Raw genomic sequence first — 17,221 nt, forward strand, 5'->3', positions numbered from 1 at the left:
AAGCCACTACCAGAACAACGGCCGTTCGCGTTGCCAGAGCGGCGCATTCAGCTTGATGTGGTGTTCTGAACAGGTTAAACACAGGGGTCGTGACTCTAGGTAATTGCGGAAATACTTTTCCGCACTACGGCGAGAGGGGCACGGACGACATTCCCGTCGATTACCCCCGGGGAACCGAACAGTGGGCTATCGATCACTCACCTTCCGCGAACAGCCCGGTGTGCTGCGGCAGGGCCGAGATGAACGCCTGCAGCCGATGGTGGTGCACCGCACAGACGGAGCCCAGCGCGTCGGCGTCCCGCCGGAGGAACGCCGCCAGCATCCCCGCGTGGTCCGAGTGCAGGAGTTCCCGGTCCGGACCGGTCAGGTGGGACATCGGCCGCAGCGGCTCGGTCATGTTCCACGCCGACTCGAGCATCCGCAGCAACCGGCGCATCCGGCACGGGCCGATCAGCGCCAAATGGAAACGCCGACTCTCCCGATGGTACGCGGCCCCGCCGTCGTCCGCCTCGATCGCCTGATCAAGCGCCCGCAGCGCGGACCGGGCCAGCAGGTCGTCCTCACCGGTCGCACCGGCCACCGCCGCCCGCATGGCCGCCGACTCCAGCGCCTCGCGGACCAGGTAGATCTCGCCGAACTCCCGGGCGGTCATCATGGCCACCCGGTAACCGCCGTTCGGCCGGTGGTCCACCAGGCCCTCGCCGATCAGGGTCATCAGCGCCTCGCGGACCGGGATCCGGCTCACCCCGAACGCGCCCGCCACCGCGTCGACCGGGATCGCCGAGCCGGGTGGCACCTCGCCGTGCAGGATGATCGCTCGCAGGTCGTCCACGATCGCGCTCTGCGTGCTGCCGACCGGCCGGTTCGCGAGGCGTGCGACCAGGGCCGATCGGCGACGGGGCCCGGACATGGCCGGGAGATTAACGGCCCCGCGTTATCGGCACGTTTCGCGACCTCCGGCAACCCCCTGAAGACCGCTTCCCGGGTACGGGCCACCCCCGGAGACCGTGCCGGCGCGGTTACGCTCGGGCGATGAGACACGACCCGGGCAGATGGGGATTCCCGCCGCCCCACCAGCCACCCGAATGGCAGCCGCAGCCGGCCGGTCCCGGTCTGCCCGGCTGGCTCGAGGAACGCCTCTTCGACCAGCGCATCGTGATGGTCCGCGGTCAGCTCACCACCGAGACGGCGACCGGCATCTCGGCCGCCCTGCTCACCCTGGACACGGCCGGCCAGGCGCCGGTCCAGCTGCACGTGGCCTGCGCCGGCGGCGATCTGAGCGCCGCGCTGGCCGTGGTCGACGTGATCGACGCGCTGGTCTCCCCGGTGCACGCGCTGGTCACCTCGGAGGCCGGGGGCGCCGCACTGGCCGTCCTGGCCGCCGCCGACCGGCGCGCCGCGTACCGGCATGCGCGGTTCAAGCTGAACGAGCCCCGGGCGGCCGGCGTGACCGGCACCGCCGACGAGGTGGCCGCCGCGGCCGGGCAGCATCTGCGCGAGCTCGAGGAGATCGTGGTCCGGCTCGCCGAGGTGACCGGGAAACCACGCAGCAGGGTCGAGGACGACCTCTCGGCGGGCCGGGTACTCAGCGCCACGGAGGCCCTGGAATACGGCATCCTCGACGAAGTGATCACCCCGAAGGCCCGGTGAACGGGAAAGCCCCGGACCGGAGTCCGGGGCTTTCTCATGAGCTGAGGTCAGGAAGCGACCTTGACACCCATCGAGCGCGCGGTGCCGGCCACGATCTTGATGGCGGCGTCCAGGTCGTTCGCGTTGAGGTCGGGCAGCTTACGCTCCGCGATCTCCTTGACCTGGGTGGCGCTGAGCGTGCCCACGTTCTGGGTCAGCGGGTTCGACGCGCCGGACTGGATGCCCAGGGACTTCCGGATGAGGAAGCTGGTCGGCGGCGTCTTGTAGGCCAGCGTGTGGCTGCGGTCCTCGTAGACCGACACGATGACCGGGATGATCTCGCCCCGGTTCTTCGCGGTGGCCTCGTCGTACTCGACCTTGACGGCACGCATGTTGGCACCGGTCGGACCGAGCATCTTACCGAGGTCGACCATCGCGGCGTTACCCGCCTCAAGCGCGAGGGTTACCTCATGGGTCTTCTTCTTGGGAGGCATCGGGTAAGGCTCCTTAGGGTGAGCTGCGGGCCGAGAGAAACGCAGCTCGCCAGCATCAACGACACACGACAACCCCGAGACTCTACTACCGCCCTGACGAGAGGGTCAAAACGGCTGGGTGCGGGGTCTCGGGTCCGACGACAAGTGTAGCTCGACCTCCCGGCAGACCCGGGACCGGGCTGGTCAGTAGCGGTCGCAGGACCCGTGACGGCCGCGGGATCAGTAACGGTCGCAGTAGCAGTCCCGCATCAGCGCGCGGACCACGCCGACGTACTCCGGGTTCACCAGCTCCTTGTCCGCGTAGCCCTCGTCGACCGAGCCGCGGCCCATGTTGTACCCGGCGATCACCATGTTCAGCAGGCAGAGCGACGAGTCCGACGTGCACTTGGCGGCGCTCAGGCTGTAGCTCCCGTCGAAGTACTGGTCGCCGAAGGCCTTGGTCAGCCAGGCCAGGTAGTTCGCCCCGATCACCGCGTTCTGCTGGTACCCCTGCGCGTCGTAGGACTGCTCGAACCGCTGGTTGACGAACGCCTCGGTGTCCGGCATGACCTGCATCAGGCCGTACCCGCCGTCGCAGTTCTCGATGTTCGACTGCCAGCCCGACTCGTGCCAGGCGACCGCACGTACGAGATCGGACGGAACCTTGAGCGAAGGCGCCGAGGTCGGCCAGTAGGTCTTCGCCGCCGCCGCGTTCAGCGCGGCCTTCGCCTTCGCCTTGGAGACCAGCTTGCCGCTGCGGGAGGCGCAGGCCGGCAGCTGGAAGTTGTTCGGGTCCTCGGTCGGCTCGGTGGTCGCCTCGGTGGCCGCCACCGGCTTCTTCGAGGTCTTCGACGGCGAGGGGGATGGTGAGGGCGACTCCGAGGGCGACTCCGACGGCGACGGGGAGTCCGAGACCACCGGCGCCGGGTCGACCGACGCGGACGCCGAATCCCTCCCGCCGAACCCGCAACCCGCCACCATGACCAGCACCAGCGCACCCGCAAGCACACGCAACCTCATCGACGAACGCCCCTCCCCCGAGCGAGACCGAAATACATCGAGGTCGAACGTTACCAAGGGCCGGACGGCCTGTCCTGACCGACAAAACGCCCAGAACATGCCAGCTGGAAGGAGTTGACCCCGCGCCACGATTCGCAACCTGAGGCAGGGACAATGGAGGTATGCAGACCCGCACCGACCTCCGTAATGTCGCCATCATCGCTCACGTCGACCATGGCAAAACCACCCTGGTCGACGCCATGCTCCGACAGGGTGGTCAGTCCCACGCACGTGGAGAGATGGCCGAGCGCGCCATGGACTCCATGGACCTGGAGCGGGAAAAGGGCATCACCATTCTCGCCAAGAACACCGCGATCAGCTACCAGCCGGCCGAGGGCGACCCGGTCACCATCAACATCATCGACACTCCGGGCCACGCCGACTTCGGCGGCGAGGTGGAGCGCGGCCTGACCATGGTCGACGGCGTGGTGCTGCTGGTCGACGCGTCCGAGGGCCCGCTGCCGCAGACCCGCTTCGTGCTCCGCAAGGCGCTGCACGCCCGCCTGCCGATCATCCTGGTGATCAACAAGGTGGACCGGCCGGACGCCCGGATCAAGGAGGTCGTGGACGACACGTACGCGCTCTTCTTCGACCTGGACGCCGACGAGGACCAGATCGAGTTCCCGATCGTCTACGCCTGCGCCCGCGACGGCATCGCCTCGCTGAACCAGCCGGCCGACGGCGCGGTCCCGGACGACAGCGCCGACCTGGAGCCGCTCTTCTCCACGATCCTGAACACCATCCCGGCACCGACCTACACCGAGGACGCGCCGCTGCAGGCGCACGTCGTCAACCTGGACGCGTCGCCGTTCCTCGGCCGCCTCGCGCTCTGCCGCGTGCACGAGGGCACCATCCGCAAGGGCCAGACCGTCGCCTGGTGCAAGACCGACGGCACGGTCGCCAACGTGCGGATCTCCGAGCTGCTGATGACCGAGGGCCTGGAGCGCAAGCCGGCCGAGAGCGCCGGCCCCGGCGACATCATGGCGGTCGCCGGCATCCCGGAGATCATGATCGGCGAGACCCTCGCCGACGCGGAGAACCCGATCCCGCTGCCGCTGATCACGGTCGACGAGCCGGCCATCTCGATGGTGATCGGCACCAACACCTCGCCGCTGGTCGGCAAGGTCAAGGGCGCCAAGGTCACCGCGCGCATGGTCAAGGACCGCCTGGACAAGGAGCTGATCGGTAACGTCTCGCTCCGCGTGCTGAACACCGAGCGCCCGGACGCCTGGGAGGTGCAGGGCCGTGGTGAGCTCGCCCTGGCCATCCTGGTCGAGCAGATGCGCCGCGAGTCGTACGAGCTGACCGTCGGCAAGCCGCAGGTGGTCACCAAGGTCATCGACGGCAAGGTGCACGAGCCGGTCGAGCGGCTCACCATCGACGCCCCCGACGAGTACATGGGCGCGATCACCTCGCTGCTCGCCACCCGCAAGGGCCGGATGGAGCAGCTCACCAACCACGGCACCGGCTGGCTCCGGATGGAGTGGCTGGTCCCGGCGCGCGGCCTGATCGGCTTCCGCACCGAGTTCCTCACCGAGACCCGCGGCACCGGCATCATGCACCACCTCTACGAGGACCACGAGCCGTGGTTCGGCGAGCTGCGCACCCGGCAGAACGGCTCGCTGGTGGCGGACCGGGCCGGCGCGGTCACCCCGTTCGCGATGATCAACATCCAGGAGCGCGGCCAGCTCTTCGTCGAGCCGACCACCGAGGTGTACGAGGGCATGATCGTCGGGGAGAACTCCCGCGAGGACGACATGGACGTCAACATCACCAAGGAGAAGAAGCTCACCAACATGCGGGCCGCGAGCGCGGACAACACCGAGAAGGTGATCCCGCCGCGCAGGCTCTCCCTGGAGCAGTCCCTCGAGTTCTGCCGCGAGGACGAGTGCGTCGAGGTCACCCCCTCGGCGATCCGGATCCGCAAGGTCGTCCTGGACCAGACCGCGCGTGGCCGGGCCGCCGCCCGCCGCAAGCACGCCCAGTAAGAGCACGCCCAGTAAGACCGCTCATGCACAGCCGCCCCGCGCCGATGTCCGGCGCGGGGCGGTTTTTTGTTCACCGGGCACGCGCTTCCGCGCGTACCCGGAAAGGGTCTTAATGGGCTGCCGCGGCTAATTCTCTTTTGCGATCACGGGAGGACTTCGCGAGACTGGCGACGGTGGCGACGCCGAGCGTGCCGATGATCACCAGCAGCGAGAGCCAGATCGGGATCTCCGGCGCCCAGTGCAGGCCGTGGCCGTCGTTGATGAACGGCAGGTTATTGGTGTGCAGCGCCTCCAGGACGAGCTTCACGCCGATGAAGGCGAGCACCACCGCGAGGCCGACGTTGAGGTAGACCAGACGCTCCAGCAGGCCGCCGAGCAGGAAGAAGAGCTGGCGCAGGCCCATCAGCGCGAACACGTTCGCGGTGAAGACGAGGTACGGCTCCTTGGTGATCCCGAAGATCGCCGGGATGGAGTCGAGCGCGAAGAGCAGATCCGTGGTGCCGATCGCGATCATCACGATCAGCATGGGGGTGAAGAGCCGCTTGCCGGTCTCGGTGACGATCCGGAACTGCCCCTGATCGAACGAGGAGGAGAGTGGCAGCGCCCGCTTGGCCCAGCGGATCAGCAGGTTCTCCTTCAGCTCCTCGCCCTCGTCATCACCCTTGACCATGGTGATCGCGGTGTAGACCAGGAACGCGCCGAAGATGTAGAACACCCAGGAGAACTGCGAGATGAGCGCGGCGCCGGCGGCGATGAACGCGCCCCGCATGACCAGCGCCAGGACGATGCCGATCAGCAACACCTTCTGCTGATATCGGCGGGGCACCGCGAAACGCCCCATGATGATCACGAAGACGAAGAGGTTGTCGACGCTGAGCGAATACTCGGTCAGCCAGCCGGTGTAGAACTCGCCGGCATACCTCCCCCCGGCGGTCGCCCAGACCCCGATCCCGAAGAGGACCGCGAGACCGATGTAGAAGGTGACCCAGCCGCCCGCCTCTTTCATCGTCGGCTCGTGTGGCCGGCGCCCGATGATCAGTAGATCGACGGCGAGCACGGCGATGAGGGCGACGAGAGTGGCGATCCAAGCCCAGGCTGAAACGTTCAATGCGGACCTCCGGCAGGCACGAGTCGTCGCTGCGCCCGAGCCGGGCCCTCCGCCTCCGCGGGGGGCTCCTCAACCGAGAACAGCGACGTGCGACTGTCGGAGGTCTCTTCCGCCGCGGTGTTGATGCCGCGACCTCCGGCCCCGGGCCCGCCCCGAGAGGCGTTCCGTGCTGACGAGACCGGAGCGGGGGAATACTCCCCTCCCACACCACCATTGTGACGCATCCCGGACGCGCTGGGCCAACCGGGCGGGCATAAGTGGCAGACCTCGCGTTCCAAACCGCTCACGAGGGTCGCTATGCCCCCGTAAACCCCGGTCTACCCCGCGGTAACTTTCCGGAGGCTTCCTCGTTCGCCCGCCACTTGGTACGTATGGGACTCTTGTGGGCATGCTCCTCGAAGTTACGCTTATCGACGTCCTACCCGGCCGGGAGGCCGACTTCCTCTCCGCTTACGAGCTGGCCCGTCCACTGATAGCAACGGCCGAGAGCTGCCACGGCGTACACCTGAAACGCGCGCTGGACTCCCCGCGCCGCTTCGTCCTGCTGGCCGAGTGGACCTCCGCCGAGGCCCACGAGCGCGACTTCCGCCGCACCGAGCGCTTCGCCCAGTGGCGCGCCCACATCTTCGGCACCCTCTCCCAGCCCCCCGTCGCCGACTTCTTCACCGACCTCCCCACCGACTTCTTCTCGGCCTGACCCCCGGCTTCTCTTCGCCCCCAAGTTCGCCCCCAAGGAGGATGGATGTCGCGGCACCCACCGCAACCACCCAGGTTTTTGGGCGGGGGATCGCTCACGCAGGGATCAAGCCTGACCGCCCGGAGTGAGCGATCCCCCGCCCAAAAACCGCCCCACCTTGCGCTCACTGCACCCCCGCGACATCCATCCCCCGCAACTCCTTCTTGAGCTCACCGATCTCGTCCCGGATCCGGGCGGCGAGCTCGAACTGCAGCTCCCGCGCCGCCCCGAGCATCTGCTCGTTGAGATCCTGGATGAGCTGCGCGAGCTCCGCACGGGCCATCCCCGCGCGGGCGGGTGTGGCAGCCGCCTTCCGGGACCGGGTCTCCGGCACCGGTGCCTTCCCCCGGGACATCTGCCGTCCCGCACCGCCCACGATCGCGGCGTCGGTCTCCTCCGCCTCGCGGTAGATGTCGTCCAGGATGTCGTGGATCTTCTTCCGCAGCGCCTGCGGCTGGATCCCGTTCGCCTCGTTGTGCGCGATCTGCTTGGCCCGCCGGCGGTCCGTCTCGTCGATCGCGTTCCGCATCGACGGCGTGATCTTGTCCGCGTACATGTGGACCTCGCCGGAGACGTTGCGGGCCGCGCGCCCGATCGTCTGGATCAGCGACCGCCCGCTGCGCAGGAAGCCCTCCTTGTCCGCGTCGAGGATCGCCACCAGCGACACCTCGGGCAGGTCCAGGCCCTCGCGCAGCAGGTTGATGCCGACCAGCACGTCGTAGTCGCCCTTGCGCAGCTCCTTGAGCAGCTCCACCCGGCGCAGCGTGTCCACCTCGGAGTGCAGATAGCGCACCCGGATGCCGTTCTCCAGCAGGTAGTCGGTGAGGTCCTCGGCCATCTTCTTGGTCAGCGTGGTGACCAGCACCCGCTCGTCCTTCTCCACCCGGAGCTGGATCTCGTGCATCAGGTCGTCGATCTGGCCCTTGGTCGGTTTCACCACGACCTGCGGGTCGACCAGGCCGGTCGGCCGGATCACCTGCTCGACGAACTCACCCTGCGCCTGCTCCATCTCCCAGTTGCCCGGGGTGGCGGAGAGGAAGACCATCTGCCCGACCCGCTCGAGGAACTCGTCGAACCGCAGCGGACGGTTGTCGGCCGCGCTGGGCAGCCGGAAGCCGTGCTCGATCAGGATCCGCTTGCGGGAGGCGTCCCCCTCGTACATCCCGCCGATCTGCGGGATCGTCACGTGCGACTCGTCGATGACGGTGATGAAGTCGTCGGGGAAGTAGTCGAGCAGCGTGTACGCGGGCTCGCCCGGCTGCCGGCCGTCCATGTGCATCGAGTAGTTCTCGATGCCGTTGCAGAAGCCGACCTGCCGCATCATCTCGATGTCGTACGTGGTGCGCATCCGCAGCCGCTGCGCCTCCAGCAGCTTGCCCTGCCGGTCCAGCTCGGCCAGCCGCTCGGCGAGCTCCGTCTCGATGTCACGGATCGCCCGCTCCATCCGCTCCGGGCCGGCCACGTAGTGCGTCGCCGGGAAGATGATCAGCTCGTCCACCTCGCGGACCACCTCGCCGGTGAGCGGGTGCAGGTAGTAGAGCTTCTCCACCTCGTCGCCGAAGAGCTCGACCCGGACCGCCAGCTCCTCGTACGCCGGGATGATCTCCAGCGTGTCGCCGCGGACCCGGAAGGTGCCGCGCTGGAAGGCCACGTCGTTCCGCGAATACTGGATGTCGACCAGGCGGCGCAGCAGCTGATCGCGGTCGAGCTCGCCGCCGACCTTCACCTTCACGGCGCGTTCGATGTACTCCTGCGGGGTGCCCAGGCCGTAGATCGCGCTGACCGTGGCGACCACGATGGTGTCCCGCCGGGTGAGCAGCGACATCGTGCTGGAGTGCCGCAGCCGCTCCACCTCCTCGTTGATCGAGGAGTCCTTCTCGATGTACGTGTCGGTCTGGGCGATGTACGCCTCGGGCTGGTAGTAGTCGTAGTAACTCACGAAATACTCCACCGCGTTGTGCGGGAGCAGCTCGCGGAACTCCTTGGCCAGCTGGGCGCAGAGCGTCTTGTTCGGCGCGAGCACCAGCGCGGGCCGTTGCAGCCGCTCGATCAGCCAGGCCGTGGTCGCGCTCTTGCCCGTGCCGGTGGCGCCGAGCAGCACCGTGTGCCGGTCGCCGCGACGGACCCGCCGCTCCAGCTCGTCGATCGCTGCGGGCTGGTCACCGGCGGGTTGATAGTCGCTGACGACCTCGAACCGGCCGTCGAGTCGTGGGATGTCGAGCGCCATGCCACCACCGTACGTCGGGGGTATGACAGGTTCGGGCCGGGGCGCTCGGGGCGCGTGCCGTGCCGGTGCGTGCTGCAGGTGCACATTCCGCCATTGGCCGGTCTCGAAGCCGCCACCTACCCTGGGCGGGTAGGCCGCTCGCGGCGGCCAGCGTCCCGGTCCGGATCACGACTCGATCCGCCGGGCCGCGTCCGTGGTCGTTGCGCCCCAGCACCGGCGTGCGCACCCACGGATGGTCGCGCCGAGTGCGCGCCGGCCGCCGCGAGCGCCACCCCCAGCGTGGGTGGTGGGCTGGTGCTCAGGGGTCTCTCGCTGCGCTCGAGACACCCTTGAGCCTCGAGACACCCTTGAGCACCAGCCAGGACCGGGACCGCGCCGCCTCAGGGGGTCGGCTGCCAGCCCGTCGCGAGCGCCCAGTCGTCGGCGGCCCGCGCCTCCGCGTCGAACCATGGCGCCTTCGCGTCGGTGTAGGAGGACCGGTCCGGGAAGCGCAGCGCCAGTTCTGCCTTGAGGGCCGCGTACTCGTCCCGCACCTCGGGCACCGCGCGCAGATGGTCACGGACCAGCAGCGCGAACCGCCAGCCCGGTGAGCCCGTCACCCGTACGTGCAGGTTGACCTGCCGCTCCGGGTCCGCCCCGCCGTGCAGGCGCTTCGGCCAGGTGGTGCCGGAGCGCCTGTCCCACCACTCCCCCGAGCGGCGCGGGAACCCGGCCTCGGCGAGGCGGTCGGCGAGCCGGTCGGCCTCGTCCAGCGTACGGACGCTCAGCATCAGGTCGACGATGTCCTTGGCGGGCAGCCCGGGAACCGCGGTCGACCCGATGTGGTGCACGTCGGCCGTACCGCCGAGCGCGTGCCGGATCCGTGCCACGAGTCGTTCCGCCTGCTCCGGCCAGCCCGGGTCGGAGGGCACCAGCCGCACCTCGCTGCCGGACCACGCGACCCGCCGGGCCCGCAGGTTCCGCTCGTAGTCGACCAGCCGCTCCCGCCAGAGCCGGTCCACCGCCGCTTCCAGCTCGTCCAGCCCGGTCTCGTTGAGCAGCACGACGTCGGCCGCCGCCCGCCGCCGCGCGTCGTCGGCCTGGGCGTCGATCCGGGCGGCAGCCTCGGCCTCGGTCATGCCACGGTTGCCGACAAGCCGCCGTACGCGGATCTCCCGCGCCGCCGCCACCACGACCACCAGGTGGAACGAGGGTGCGAGCCCGGTCTCCACCAGCAACGGCACGTCGTTGACCACGACCGCGTCCGGGGCCGCCTCGCGATGGAGCTCGGCCGTCCGCGCGCGTACCCGGGGATGAACGATCTTCTCCAGACGCCGCCGCGCCGCCTCGTCCCCGAAGACCTTGGCACCGAGCGCCGGCCTGTCCAGCGCGCCGTCCGGCGTGAGGATCCCGGACCCGAACGCCGCCACGATCTCGGCCAGCCCGTCCGTGCCGGGCTCGACCACCTCCCGCGCCAGCAGATCCGCGTCCACGATCACCGCACCACACCGCTTCAGCCGGGCGGCCACGGCGCTCTTGCCCGCCCCGATCCCGCCCGTGAGCCCCACCCTCAGCATGCGCCCAGTATCCCGGCCCTCCCCGCTCCCGGCACCCCGCCTCCGCCCCCGCCCTCACCCACACGACAATTCCGACACCCACCCCGTGTGTGAACCGCGGCAGTCCTGGCACGACCAACGCACCCGGGTCGCGTGTGAAACAGCGGCACTCCCCGCACGACCAACGCACCCGGGTCGCGTGTGAAACAGCGGCGCCCTCCGCACCCGACATCCTCACGCGGCTCGGGCTGCTGCTGGGGGGGCGGGGCGCGCGACGTTCGGTGGGTGGGAATGGCAAGAGGCCGCCCCGACCAGTGGTCGGGACGGCCTCTCGGAGGTAGTGCCGCGGCTGTTCCAGGGTGGCTACCCGACGCTGACCGGCCGATCAGTGTCGGGCGCCGACCCGGAGGTCAGCTGCCTACCGGCTGACCCGGAGGTCAGCTCTTGCCGCCGGCGAGCTTCTCGCGCAGGGCGGCGAGAGCCTCGTCGGTGGCCAGGGTGCCGGCGGGCTCCTCGGCCGAGCGCGCCGGGGCCGACGAGCTCGAGGAGGAGGACGAGGAGGTCACGCCGCCGGCCGGAGCCGGGTTGAGCGCAGCCTCGGCGTCGGCCTCGCGGGACGCCTGCACCTGCTTGGTGTGGGCCTCCCAGCGCTCGCGGGCGTCGGCGTACTGCTTCTCCCACGTCTCGCGCTGCTTGTCGAAGCCCTCGAGCCACTCGCCCGTCTCCGGGTCGAAGCCCTCCGGGTAGATGTAGTTGCCCTCGTTGTCGTACGTGGCAGCCATGCCGTAGAGGGTGGGGTCGAAGTGCTCCTCGCCCTCCACGAAGTTCTCGTTGGCCTGCTTCAGCGACAGCGAGATCCGACGGCGCTCGAGGTCGATGTCGATGACCTTGACGAGGACGTCCGAACCGACCTGGACGACCTGCTCGGGCAGCTCGACGTGACGCTCGGCCAGCTCGGAGATGTGCACCAGGCCCTCGATGCCGTCGTCGACGCGGACGAACGCGCCGAACGGGACGAGCTTGGTGACCTTACCCGGGACGATCTGGTTGATCGCGTGGGTCCGGGCGAACTGACGCCACGGGTCCTCCTGCGTCGCCTTCAGCGACAGCGAGACGCGCTCGCGGTCCAGGTCGACGTCCAGAACCTCGACCTCGACCTCCTGGCCGACCTCGACGACCTCGGAGGGGTGGTCGATGTGCTTCCAGGAGAGCTCGGAGACGTGCACGAGGCCGTCCACGCCACCCAGGTCCACGAAGGCACCGAAGTTGACGATGGAGGACACGACGCCCTTGCGGACCTGGCCCTTCTGCAGCTTGTTGAGGAACTCGGTGCGAACCTCGGACTGCGTCTGCTCGAGCCACGCGCGGCGGGACAGGACCACGTTGTTGCGGTTCTTGTCCAGCTCGATGATCTTCGCTTCGAGCTCCCGGCCGACGTACGGCTGGAGGTCGCGGACGCGGCGCATCTCGACCAGGGAGGCCGGCAGGAAGCCACGGAGGCCGATGTCCAGGATGAGACCACCCTTGACGACCTCGATGACGGAGCCACGAACGACGCCGTCGTCTTCCTTGATCTTCTCGATGGTGCCCCAGGCACGCTCGTACTGAGCGCGCTTCTTCGAGAGGATCAGACGACCCTCCTTGTCCTCCTTGGTGAGGACGAGGGCTTCGATGTGGTCACCGACCGACACCACTTCCGCGGGGTCCACGTCATGCTTGATCGACAACTCGCGCGAGGGGATGACGCCCTCGGTCTTGTAGCCGATGTCGAGCAGGACCTCGTCCCGATCGACCTTGACGACGGTGCCTTCGACAATGTCGCCGTCGTTGAAGTACTTGATGGTCTCGTCGATGGCCGCGAGGAAAGCTTCCTCAGAGCCGAGGTCGTCGACGGTGACCTTGTTGGCGCTCGAGGTGGCCTCGATGCTGCTCGTCATGTGGACAGTTGCTCCGAACGGATGGATTCGTGGTGTCTCGCGCTCAACGGAACTGCCACCGGAAGCGGCACGAACGAGCGAGACGACCCAAACCCCACGAGAGTCTGATCATTACCGTCGATCATGCCGAGACCGGCGACCACGGAACCTGCTCCCTGCCGAGGCACACGATCCGCGAGCGCATCGACTAGCTTACCGTGCGCATTACCACAGGTTGCAAGCCCTCCTGAGGACCGCGGCACATTGGCGGGGCCGAACCGGTCAGCATGCCCCTTATAAGCCGAATCGTGACGGCGGACACGCCTACCGTACCGTGATCAGGTGACTGAGATTTCCCGTACGGTGACCGAGGACGACACGCGCCGGGCCAACCGCGCCTGGTGGGACCTCGACGCCGACGAGTACCAGGACGAGCACGGCACGTTCCTCGGCGACGTGGACTTCGTCTGGTGTCCCGAGCGCCTCCGGGAGGCCGACGCCCGGCTGCTCGGCGCCGTACGCGGCAAGCGGATCCTGGAACTCGGCGCCGGCGCCGCCGCGGGCGCCCGGTGGCTGGCACGGGAGGGCGCGGACGTCGTCGCGATGGACCTCTCGGCCGGCATGCTGCGCCACGCGCGCGAGGCCGAACGGCGCAGCGGGGTGACGACTCCCCTGGTGCAGGCGGACGCGTTGGCGCTGCCGTTCCGGGCGGGCGCGTTCGACATCGTGTGCACGGCGTTCGGGGCGATCCCGTTCGTGGCCGACTCGGCGGCGGCGATGCGTGAGGTGGCCCGGGTGCTGCGGCCCGGCGGCACGTGGGTGTTCTCGGTCACGCACCCGATGCGATGGGTCTTCTGGGACGAGCCGGACGAGAGCGGGCTGATCGCCCGGAACTCGTACTTCGACCGGTCGCCGTACGTGGAACGGGACGAGGACGGCCGGCTCAGCTACCTGGAACAGCACCGGACCGTCGGGGACCGGGTCCGCGAGCTGGTGGCCGCCGGGTTCACGCTGCGGGACCTGGTCGAGCCGGAGTGGCCGGAGGGCCACGAGGAGATCTGGGGTCAGTGGAGCCCGCTGCGCGGACGGCTCTTCCCGGGCACCGCCATCTTCGTGTGCGACCTGCGGTAGGCCGCGCAACCTGCTTCGCGCGCGACCTGCGGTAGGCCGCGCGGCCTGCCTTCGCGCGCGACCTGCGGTGAACCGGGGCGACCGGTGGTAGGCCGGGTACGACCCACGGGCCGGGTGTGATCCGCCGCAGGCCGCGTGTGATCCGCGGTGGGTCAGGCGTGCAGCAGGCCGGACAGCAGTGTCAGGGCGTCGGGGACCGGGCGGTAGTAGACCCAGGTGCCCCGGCGGTCGCTGTCGACCAGGCCCGCCTCGCGCAGGATCCGCAGGTGGTGGGAGATGGTCGGCCCGGTCAGCTGGAACTCGCCGCTGAGGTCACAGACGCAGATCTCCCCGTCCGCCGCCGACGCGATCATCGACAGCAACCGGAGCCGGACCGGGTCACCGAGCGCCTTGAACATCGTCGCGTACGCGCTGGCCCGGGACGCCTCCAGCGGCCCCCGCCCGAGGACCGCCGCCGAACCGGCCATCGACCCGGGCGCCAGCCCGGGCACCGGGGTCACGATCTGCTCCATCGACATCGATCGGCTCGACATCGGCCCAGCGTGACAGACGGTCGCAAACCGTGAGGACCCCGGGTACCCCAAAACAGCTGTCAATCATCCGACCATGGACGAATCGGTCAGTGGTCGGCCCCGTTCCAGTCACGGCCCGTACCGACCGAGACCTCCAGCGGTACGGAGAGCGGGTACGCCCCGCCCATCTCCCGCCGGACCAGCGCCTCCAGCGCCTCCCGTTCACCCGGCGCGACCTCGAAGACCAGCTCGTCGTGCACCTGCAGCAGCATCCGCGAGCCGAGACCGGCGTCCCGGAGCGCCTCGTCCACCCGGAGCATGGCGATCTTGATGATGTCCGCCGCCGAGCCCTGAATCGGGGCGTTCAGCGCCATCCGCTTCGCCATCTCCTGACGCTGGCGGTTGTCGCTGGTCAGGTCGGGCAGGTAGCGCCGCCGGCCGAGGATGGTCGCGGTGTACCCGTCCGTGGTGGCACGGCTGACCACGGACTGGAGGTAGTCCCGCACGCCGCCGAAGCGCTTGAAGTACTCGTCCATCAGGCCCTTGGCCTCGTCGGTCGAGATGGTCAGCTGGTTGGAGAGGCCGAACGCGCTCAACCCGTACGCCAGGCCGTAGTTCATCGCCTTGATCTTGCGCCGCTGGTCGGCGGAGACCTCGTCGAGGCCGACGTGGAAGACCGAGGACGCGGTGGCCGCGTGGAAGTCGGCGCCCGAGTTGAAGGCCGCGATCAGCGCGTCGTCGCCGGAGAGGTGCGCCATGATCCGCATCTCGATCTGGCTGTAGTCCGCGGTCAGGAGCTGCTCGAACGCGGAGCCGACCACGAAGGCACGGCGGATCCGGCGGCCCTCCTCGGTGCGGATCGGGATGTTCTGCAGGTTCGGATCGGTGGACGAGAGCCGGCCGGTAGCGGCGACCGTCTGGTTGAACGTGGTGTGGATCCGCCCGTCGTCGGAGACCGACTTGAGCAGCCCGTCCACGGTGGATTTCAGCTTGGCCACGTCACGGTGCCGCAGCAGGTGCGCCAGCACCGGGTCGCCGGTCTGCGCGAAGAGGCTCTGCAGCGCGTCCGCGTCCGTGGTGTACCCGGACTTGATCTTCTTGGTCTTGGGCAGGCTGCGCTCGACGAAGAGGATCTCCTGCAGCTGCTTGGGCGAGCCGAGGTTGAACTCCCGGCCGACCACCTCGTGCGCCGCCTGCTGTGCCGACTTCACCTCGGCGGCGAAGTGCGCCTCCAGCTCCGAGAGGTAGTCCGTGTCGGCGGCGATGCCCCGGCCCTCCAGGTCGGCGAGGACCACCGCGAGCGGCTGCTCCACCTCGGCGAGCAGGCGCTGCGACTCGCCGCCGTCCCGGGAGAGCTCGGCGGTGAGCACATCGGCCAGGTCGAGCGTGGCCCGGGCCCGGAGCATCACGTTCTCCTCGGCCGCGGTGTCCTGCTCGTCGCCGAAGGAGAGGGTGAGCTGGCCGTGCTCCGGCGCGTCCACCTTCAGCTCGCGCTTGAGGTAGCGCAGGGCCAGGTCGGTCAGGTCGTACGACCTCTGGTCGGGCTTCGCCAGGTACGCCGCGAGGGCCGTGTCGACGGTGACGCCACCGAGCCCCCAGCCGTGCGCCCGGAAGGCGAGCAGGGCCGGCTTCGCGTCGTGCAGCACCTTGGGGCGGGACGGCTCGGCGAGCCAGGCCGCGACGGCGCGCTCGTCGTCCTCGTCCAGCGCGGTGGGGTCGAACCACGCGGCCGGGCCGCCCGCGGTGGCCACCGCCACGCCGCTGAGCTCGCCGGTGCCGCGGCCGAAGCGCCCGGTGACCGCCACGCCGACCGGGTCGGTGCCGGCGTGCTCGCGCAGCCAGCCGGCCACCTCGCCGGCGCGCAGGATCCGGCCGTCCAGGTCGAACCCGGACTCCGCCTCGGGCTCGACCGCGTCCAGGTAGGAGTAGAGCCGCTCGCGCAGCACCCGGAACTCGAGGGCGTCGAAGAGCTGGTGTACCGCCTCGCGGTCCCAGCCGGACCAGCGGGCGTCCTCCGGCCGCAGCGACAGCTCCAGGTCGCGGACCAGCTCGTTCAGCTCGTAGTTGCGCATCACCTCGGCGAGGTGGGCGCGCAGGCTCTCGCCGGCCTTGCCCTTGATCCGGTCGGCGGCGGCGATGATGCCGTCCAGGCCGCCGTACTCCTTGATCCACTTAGCGGCGGTCTTGTCACCCACGCCGGGGACACCCGTCAGGTTGTCACTCGCCTCGCCGACCAGGGCGGCCTTGTCCCGGTACTGCGAGGGGGGCACGAAGTACTTCGTCTCGATCGCCTCCGGGGTCATCCGCCAGACCTCGGAGACGCCGCGGACCGGGTAGAGGATCGTCACGTGCTCGGTGGAGAGCTGGAACGCGTCCCGGTCACCGCTGGAGATGATCACCTCCATGCCGGCGTCGCGGCCCTGGGTGGCCAGCGTCGCGATGACGTCGTCGGCCTCGTAGTTCTCCTTCTCCACCACCGGGATGCGCAGCGCCTGCAGCACCTCCTTGATCAGGCTGACCTGCCCCTGGAACGGCGCGGGGGTCTCGGCGCGGCCGGCCTTGTAATCCGCGTACTTCTCGGTGCGGAACGAGCGGCGGGAGAGGTCGAAGGAGACCACGATGTGCGTGGGCTTCTCGTCGCGCAGCAGGTTGATGAGCATCGACGTGAAGCCGAAGACCGCGTTGGTCGCCTGGCCGGTCGCGGTGCTGAAGTTCTCCACGGGCAGCGCGAAATAGGCCCGGTAGGCCAGCGAATGGCCGTCGAGAAGCAGCAGTCGGGGTGTCTGGGCGTCGTCGCTCACGTCGGTGAACTCTAGACGAGTGATGACGGGTGTTAGCTGCGCGTTCAGTGGTCGTAGGCGATCAGGCTGCGGGTGACCGGTTGGCCGGTTTTGTGGTTGTGCCAGA

At 69.3% G+C, this 17,221-nt stretch carries 13 protein-coding genes; 4 read left to right on the top strand and 9 right to left on the bottom strand.

The genetic code is table 11. From position 1 onward, the window contains the following. Positions 1-193: 193 nt before the first annotated feature. Positions 194-910: a GntR family transcriptional regulator gene (locus AB0M08_RS41810; protein ID WP_364506047.1), complete on the bottom strand. Its 717-nt coding sequence runs from the start codon at positions 908-910 to the stop codon at positions 194-196. Between the two features lie 122 nt (positions 911-1,032). Between AB0M08_RS41810 and AB0M08_RS41815 the strand changes: the two genes are divergently transcribed. Next, positions 1,033-1,650 carry an ATP-dependent Clp protease proteolytic subunit gene (locus AB0M08_RS41815; RefSeq protein WP_364506049.1) on the top strand — a complete coding sequence of 206 codons (618 nt, stop codon included), beginning with the start codon at positions 1,033-1,035 and terminating at the stop codon, positions 1,648-1,650. A gap of 47 nt (positions 1,651-1,697) precedes the next feature. On the opposite strand, the gene AB0M08_RS41820 is transcribed toward AB0M08_RS41815, so the two are convergent. Together AB0M08_RS41820 and AB0M08_RS41825 are read right to left on the bottom strand one after the other, a co-directional pair. Next, a complete protein-coding gene (locus AB0M08_RS41820) occupies positions 1,698-2,123 on the bottom strand; it encodes a 50S ribosomal protein L11 (RefSeq protein ID WP_203738817.1) in 426 nt (141 codons plus the stop codon). Between the two features lie 219 nt (positions 2,124-2,342). Continuing rightward, positions 2,343-3,122 (bottom strand): lytic transglycosylase domain-containing protein, encoded by a 780-nt coding sequence (locus AB0M08_RS41825; protein WP_364506052.1) that lies wholly within the window; start codon positions 3,120-3,122, stop codon positions 2,343-2,345. A gap of 161 nt (positions 3,123-3,283) precedes the next feature. Here AB0M08_RS41825 and typA point away from each other — a divergent pair, with 161 nt between their 5' ends. After that, positions 3,284-5,149, top strand: a complete 1,866-nt coding sequence (typA, locus tag AB0M08_RS41830; RefSeq protein ID WP_364506055.1) for a translational GTPase TypA — start codon at positions 3,284-3,286, stop codon at positions 5,147-5,149. A gap of 109 nt (positions 5,150-5,258) precedes the next feature. Here the strand turns inward: typA and AB0M08_RS41835 are convergent, their stop codons facing one another. Next, complete coding sequence (locus AB0M08_RS41835; RefSeq protein ID WP_364506058.1) at positions 5,259-6,257, bottom strand: TerC family protein; 999 nt, start codon at positions 6,255-6,257, stop codon at positions 5,259-5,261. Between the two features lie 388 nt (positions 6,258-6,645). On the opposite strand from AB0M08_RS41835, the gene AB0M08_RS41840 reads away from it, so the two are divergent. Next, positions 6,646-6,954 (top strand): antibiotic biosynthesis monooxygenase family protein, encoded by a 309-nt coding sequence (locus tag AB0M08_RS41840; protein ID WP_364506061.1) that lies wholly within the window; start codon positions 6,646-6,648, stop codon positions 6,952-6,954. A 163-nt stretch (positions 6,955-7,117) separates the two neighbouring features. Here the strand turns inward: AB0M08_RS41840 and uvrB are convergent, their stop codons facing one another. From uvrB to rpsA, 3 genes are all read right to left on the bottom strand, one after another. Next, on the bottom strand, positions 7,118-9,220 hold the full coding sequence (uvrB, locus tag AB0M08_RS41845) for an excinuclease ABC subunit UvrB (RefSeq protein WP_364506064.1): 2,103 nt from the start codon (positions 9,218-9,220) through the stop codon (positions 7,118-7,120). 380 nt (positions 9,221-9,600) lie between these two features. Continuing rightward, positions 9,601-10,776, bottom strand: coding sequence for a dephospho-CoA kinase (coaE, locus tag AB0M08_RS41850; RefSeq protein WP_364506066.1), 1,176 nt, complete (start codon positions 10,774-10,776; stop codon positions 9,601-9,603). A 416-nt stretch (positions 10,777-11,192) separates the two neighbouring features. Beyond that, positions 11,193-12,692 carry a 30S ribosomal protein S1 gene (gene rpsA / locus AB0M08_RS41855; protein ID WP_364506069.1) on the bottom strand — a complete coding sequence of 500 codons (1,500 nt, stop codon included), beginning with the start codon at positions 12,690-12,692 and terminating at the stop codon, positions 11,193-11,195. A 321-nt stretch (positions 12,693-13,013) separates the two neighbouring features. Between rpsA and AB0M08_RS41860 the strand changes: the two genes are divergently transcribed. Beyond that, positions 13,014-13,802 carry a class I SAM-dependent methyltransferase gene (locus tag AB0M08_RS41860; RefSeq protein ID WP_364506071.1) on the top strand — a complete coding sequence of 263 codons (789 nt, stop codon included), beginning with the start codon at positions 13,014-13,016 and terminating at the stop codon, positions 13,800-13,802. A 152-nt stretch (positions 13,803-13,954) separates the two neighbouring features. On the opposite strand, the gene AB0M08_RS41865 is transcribed toward AB0M08_RS41860, so the two are convergent. Together AB0M08_RS41865 and polA are read right to left on the bottom strand one after the other, a co-directional pair. Then, the gene (locus AB0M08_RS41865; RefSeq protein ID WP_364506082.1) at positions 13,955-14,269 is read right to left on the bottom strand and encodes a metalloregulator ArsR/SmtB family transcription factor; all 315 of its coding nucleotides are present in this window, start codon (positions 14,267-14,269) and stop codon (positions 13,955-13,957) included. A gap of 152 nt (positions 14,270-14,421) precedes the next feature. Further along, complete coding sequence (gene polA / locus AB0M08_RS41870; protein WP_364506074.1) at positions 14,422-17,115, bottom strand: DNA polymerase I; 2,694 nt, start codon at positions 17,113-17,115, stop codon at positions 14,422-14,424. Between the last annotated feature and the right edge of the window lie 106 nt (positions 17,116-17,221).

It is taken from the genome of Actinoplanes sp. NPDC051851 (assembly GCF_040681165.1).
Lineage (GTDB): Bacteria > Actinomycetota > Actinomycetes > Mycobacteriales > Micromonosporaceae > Actinoplanes.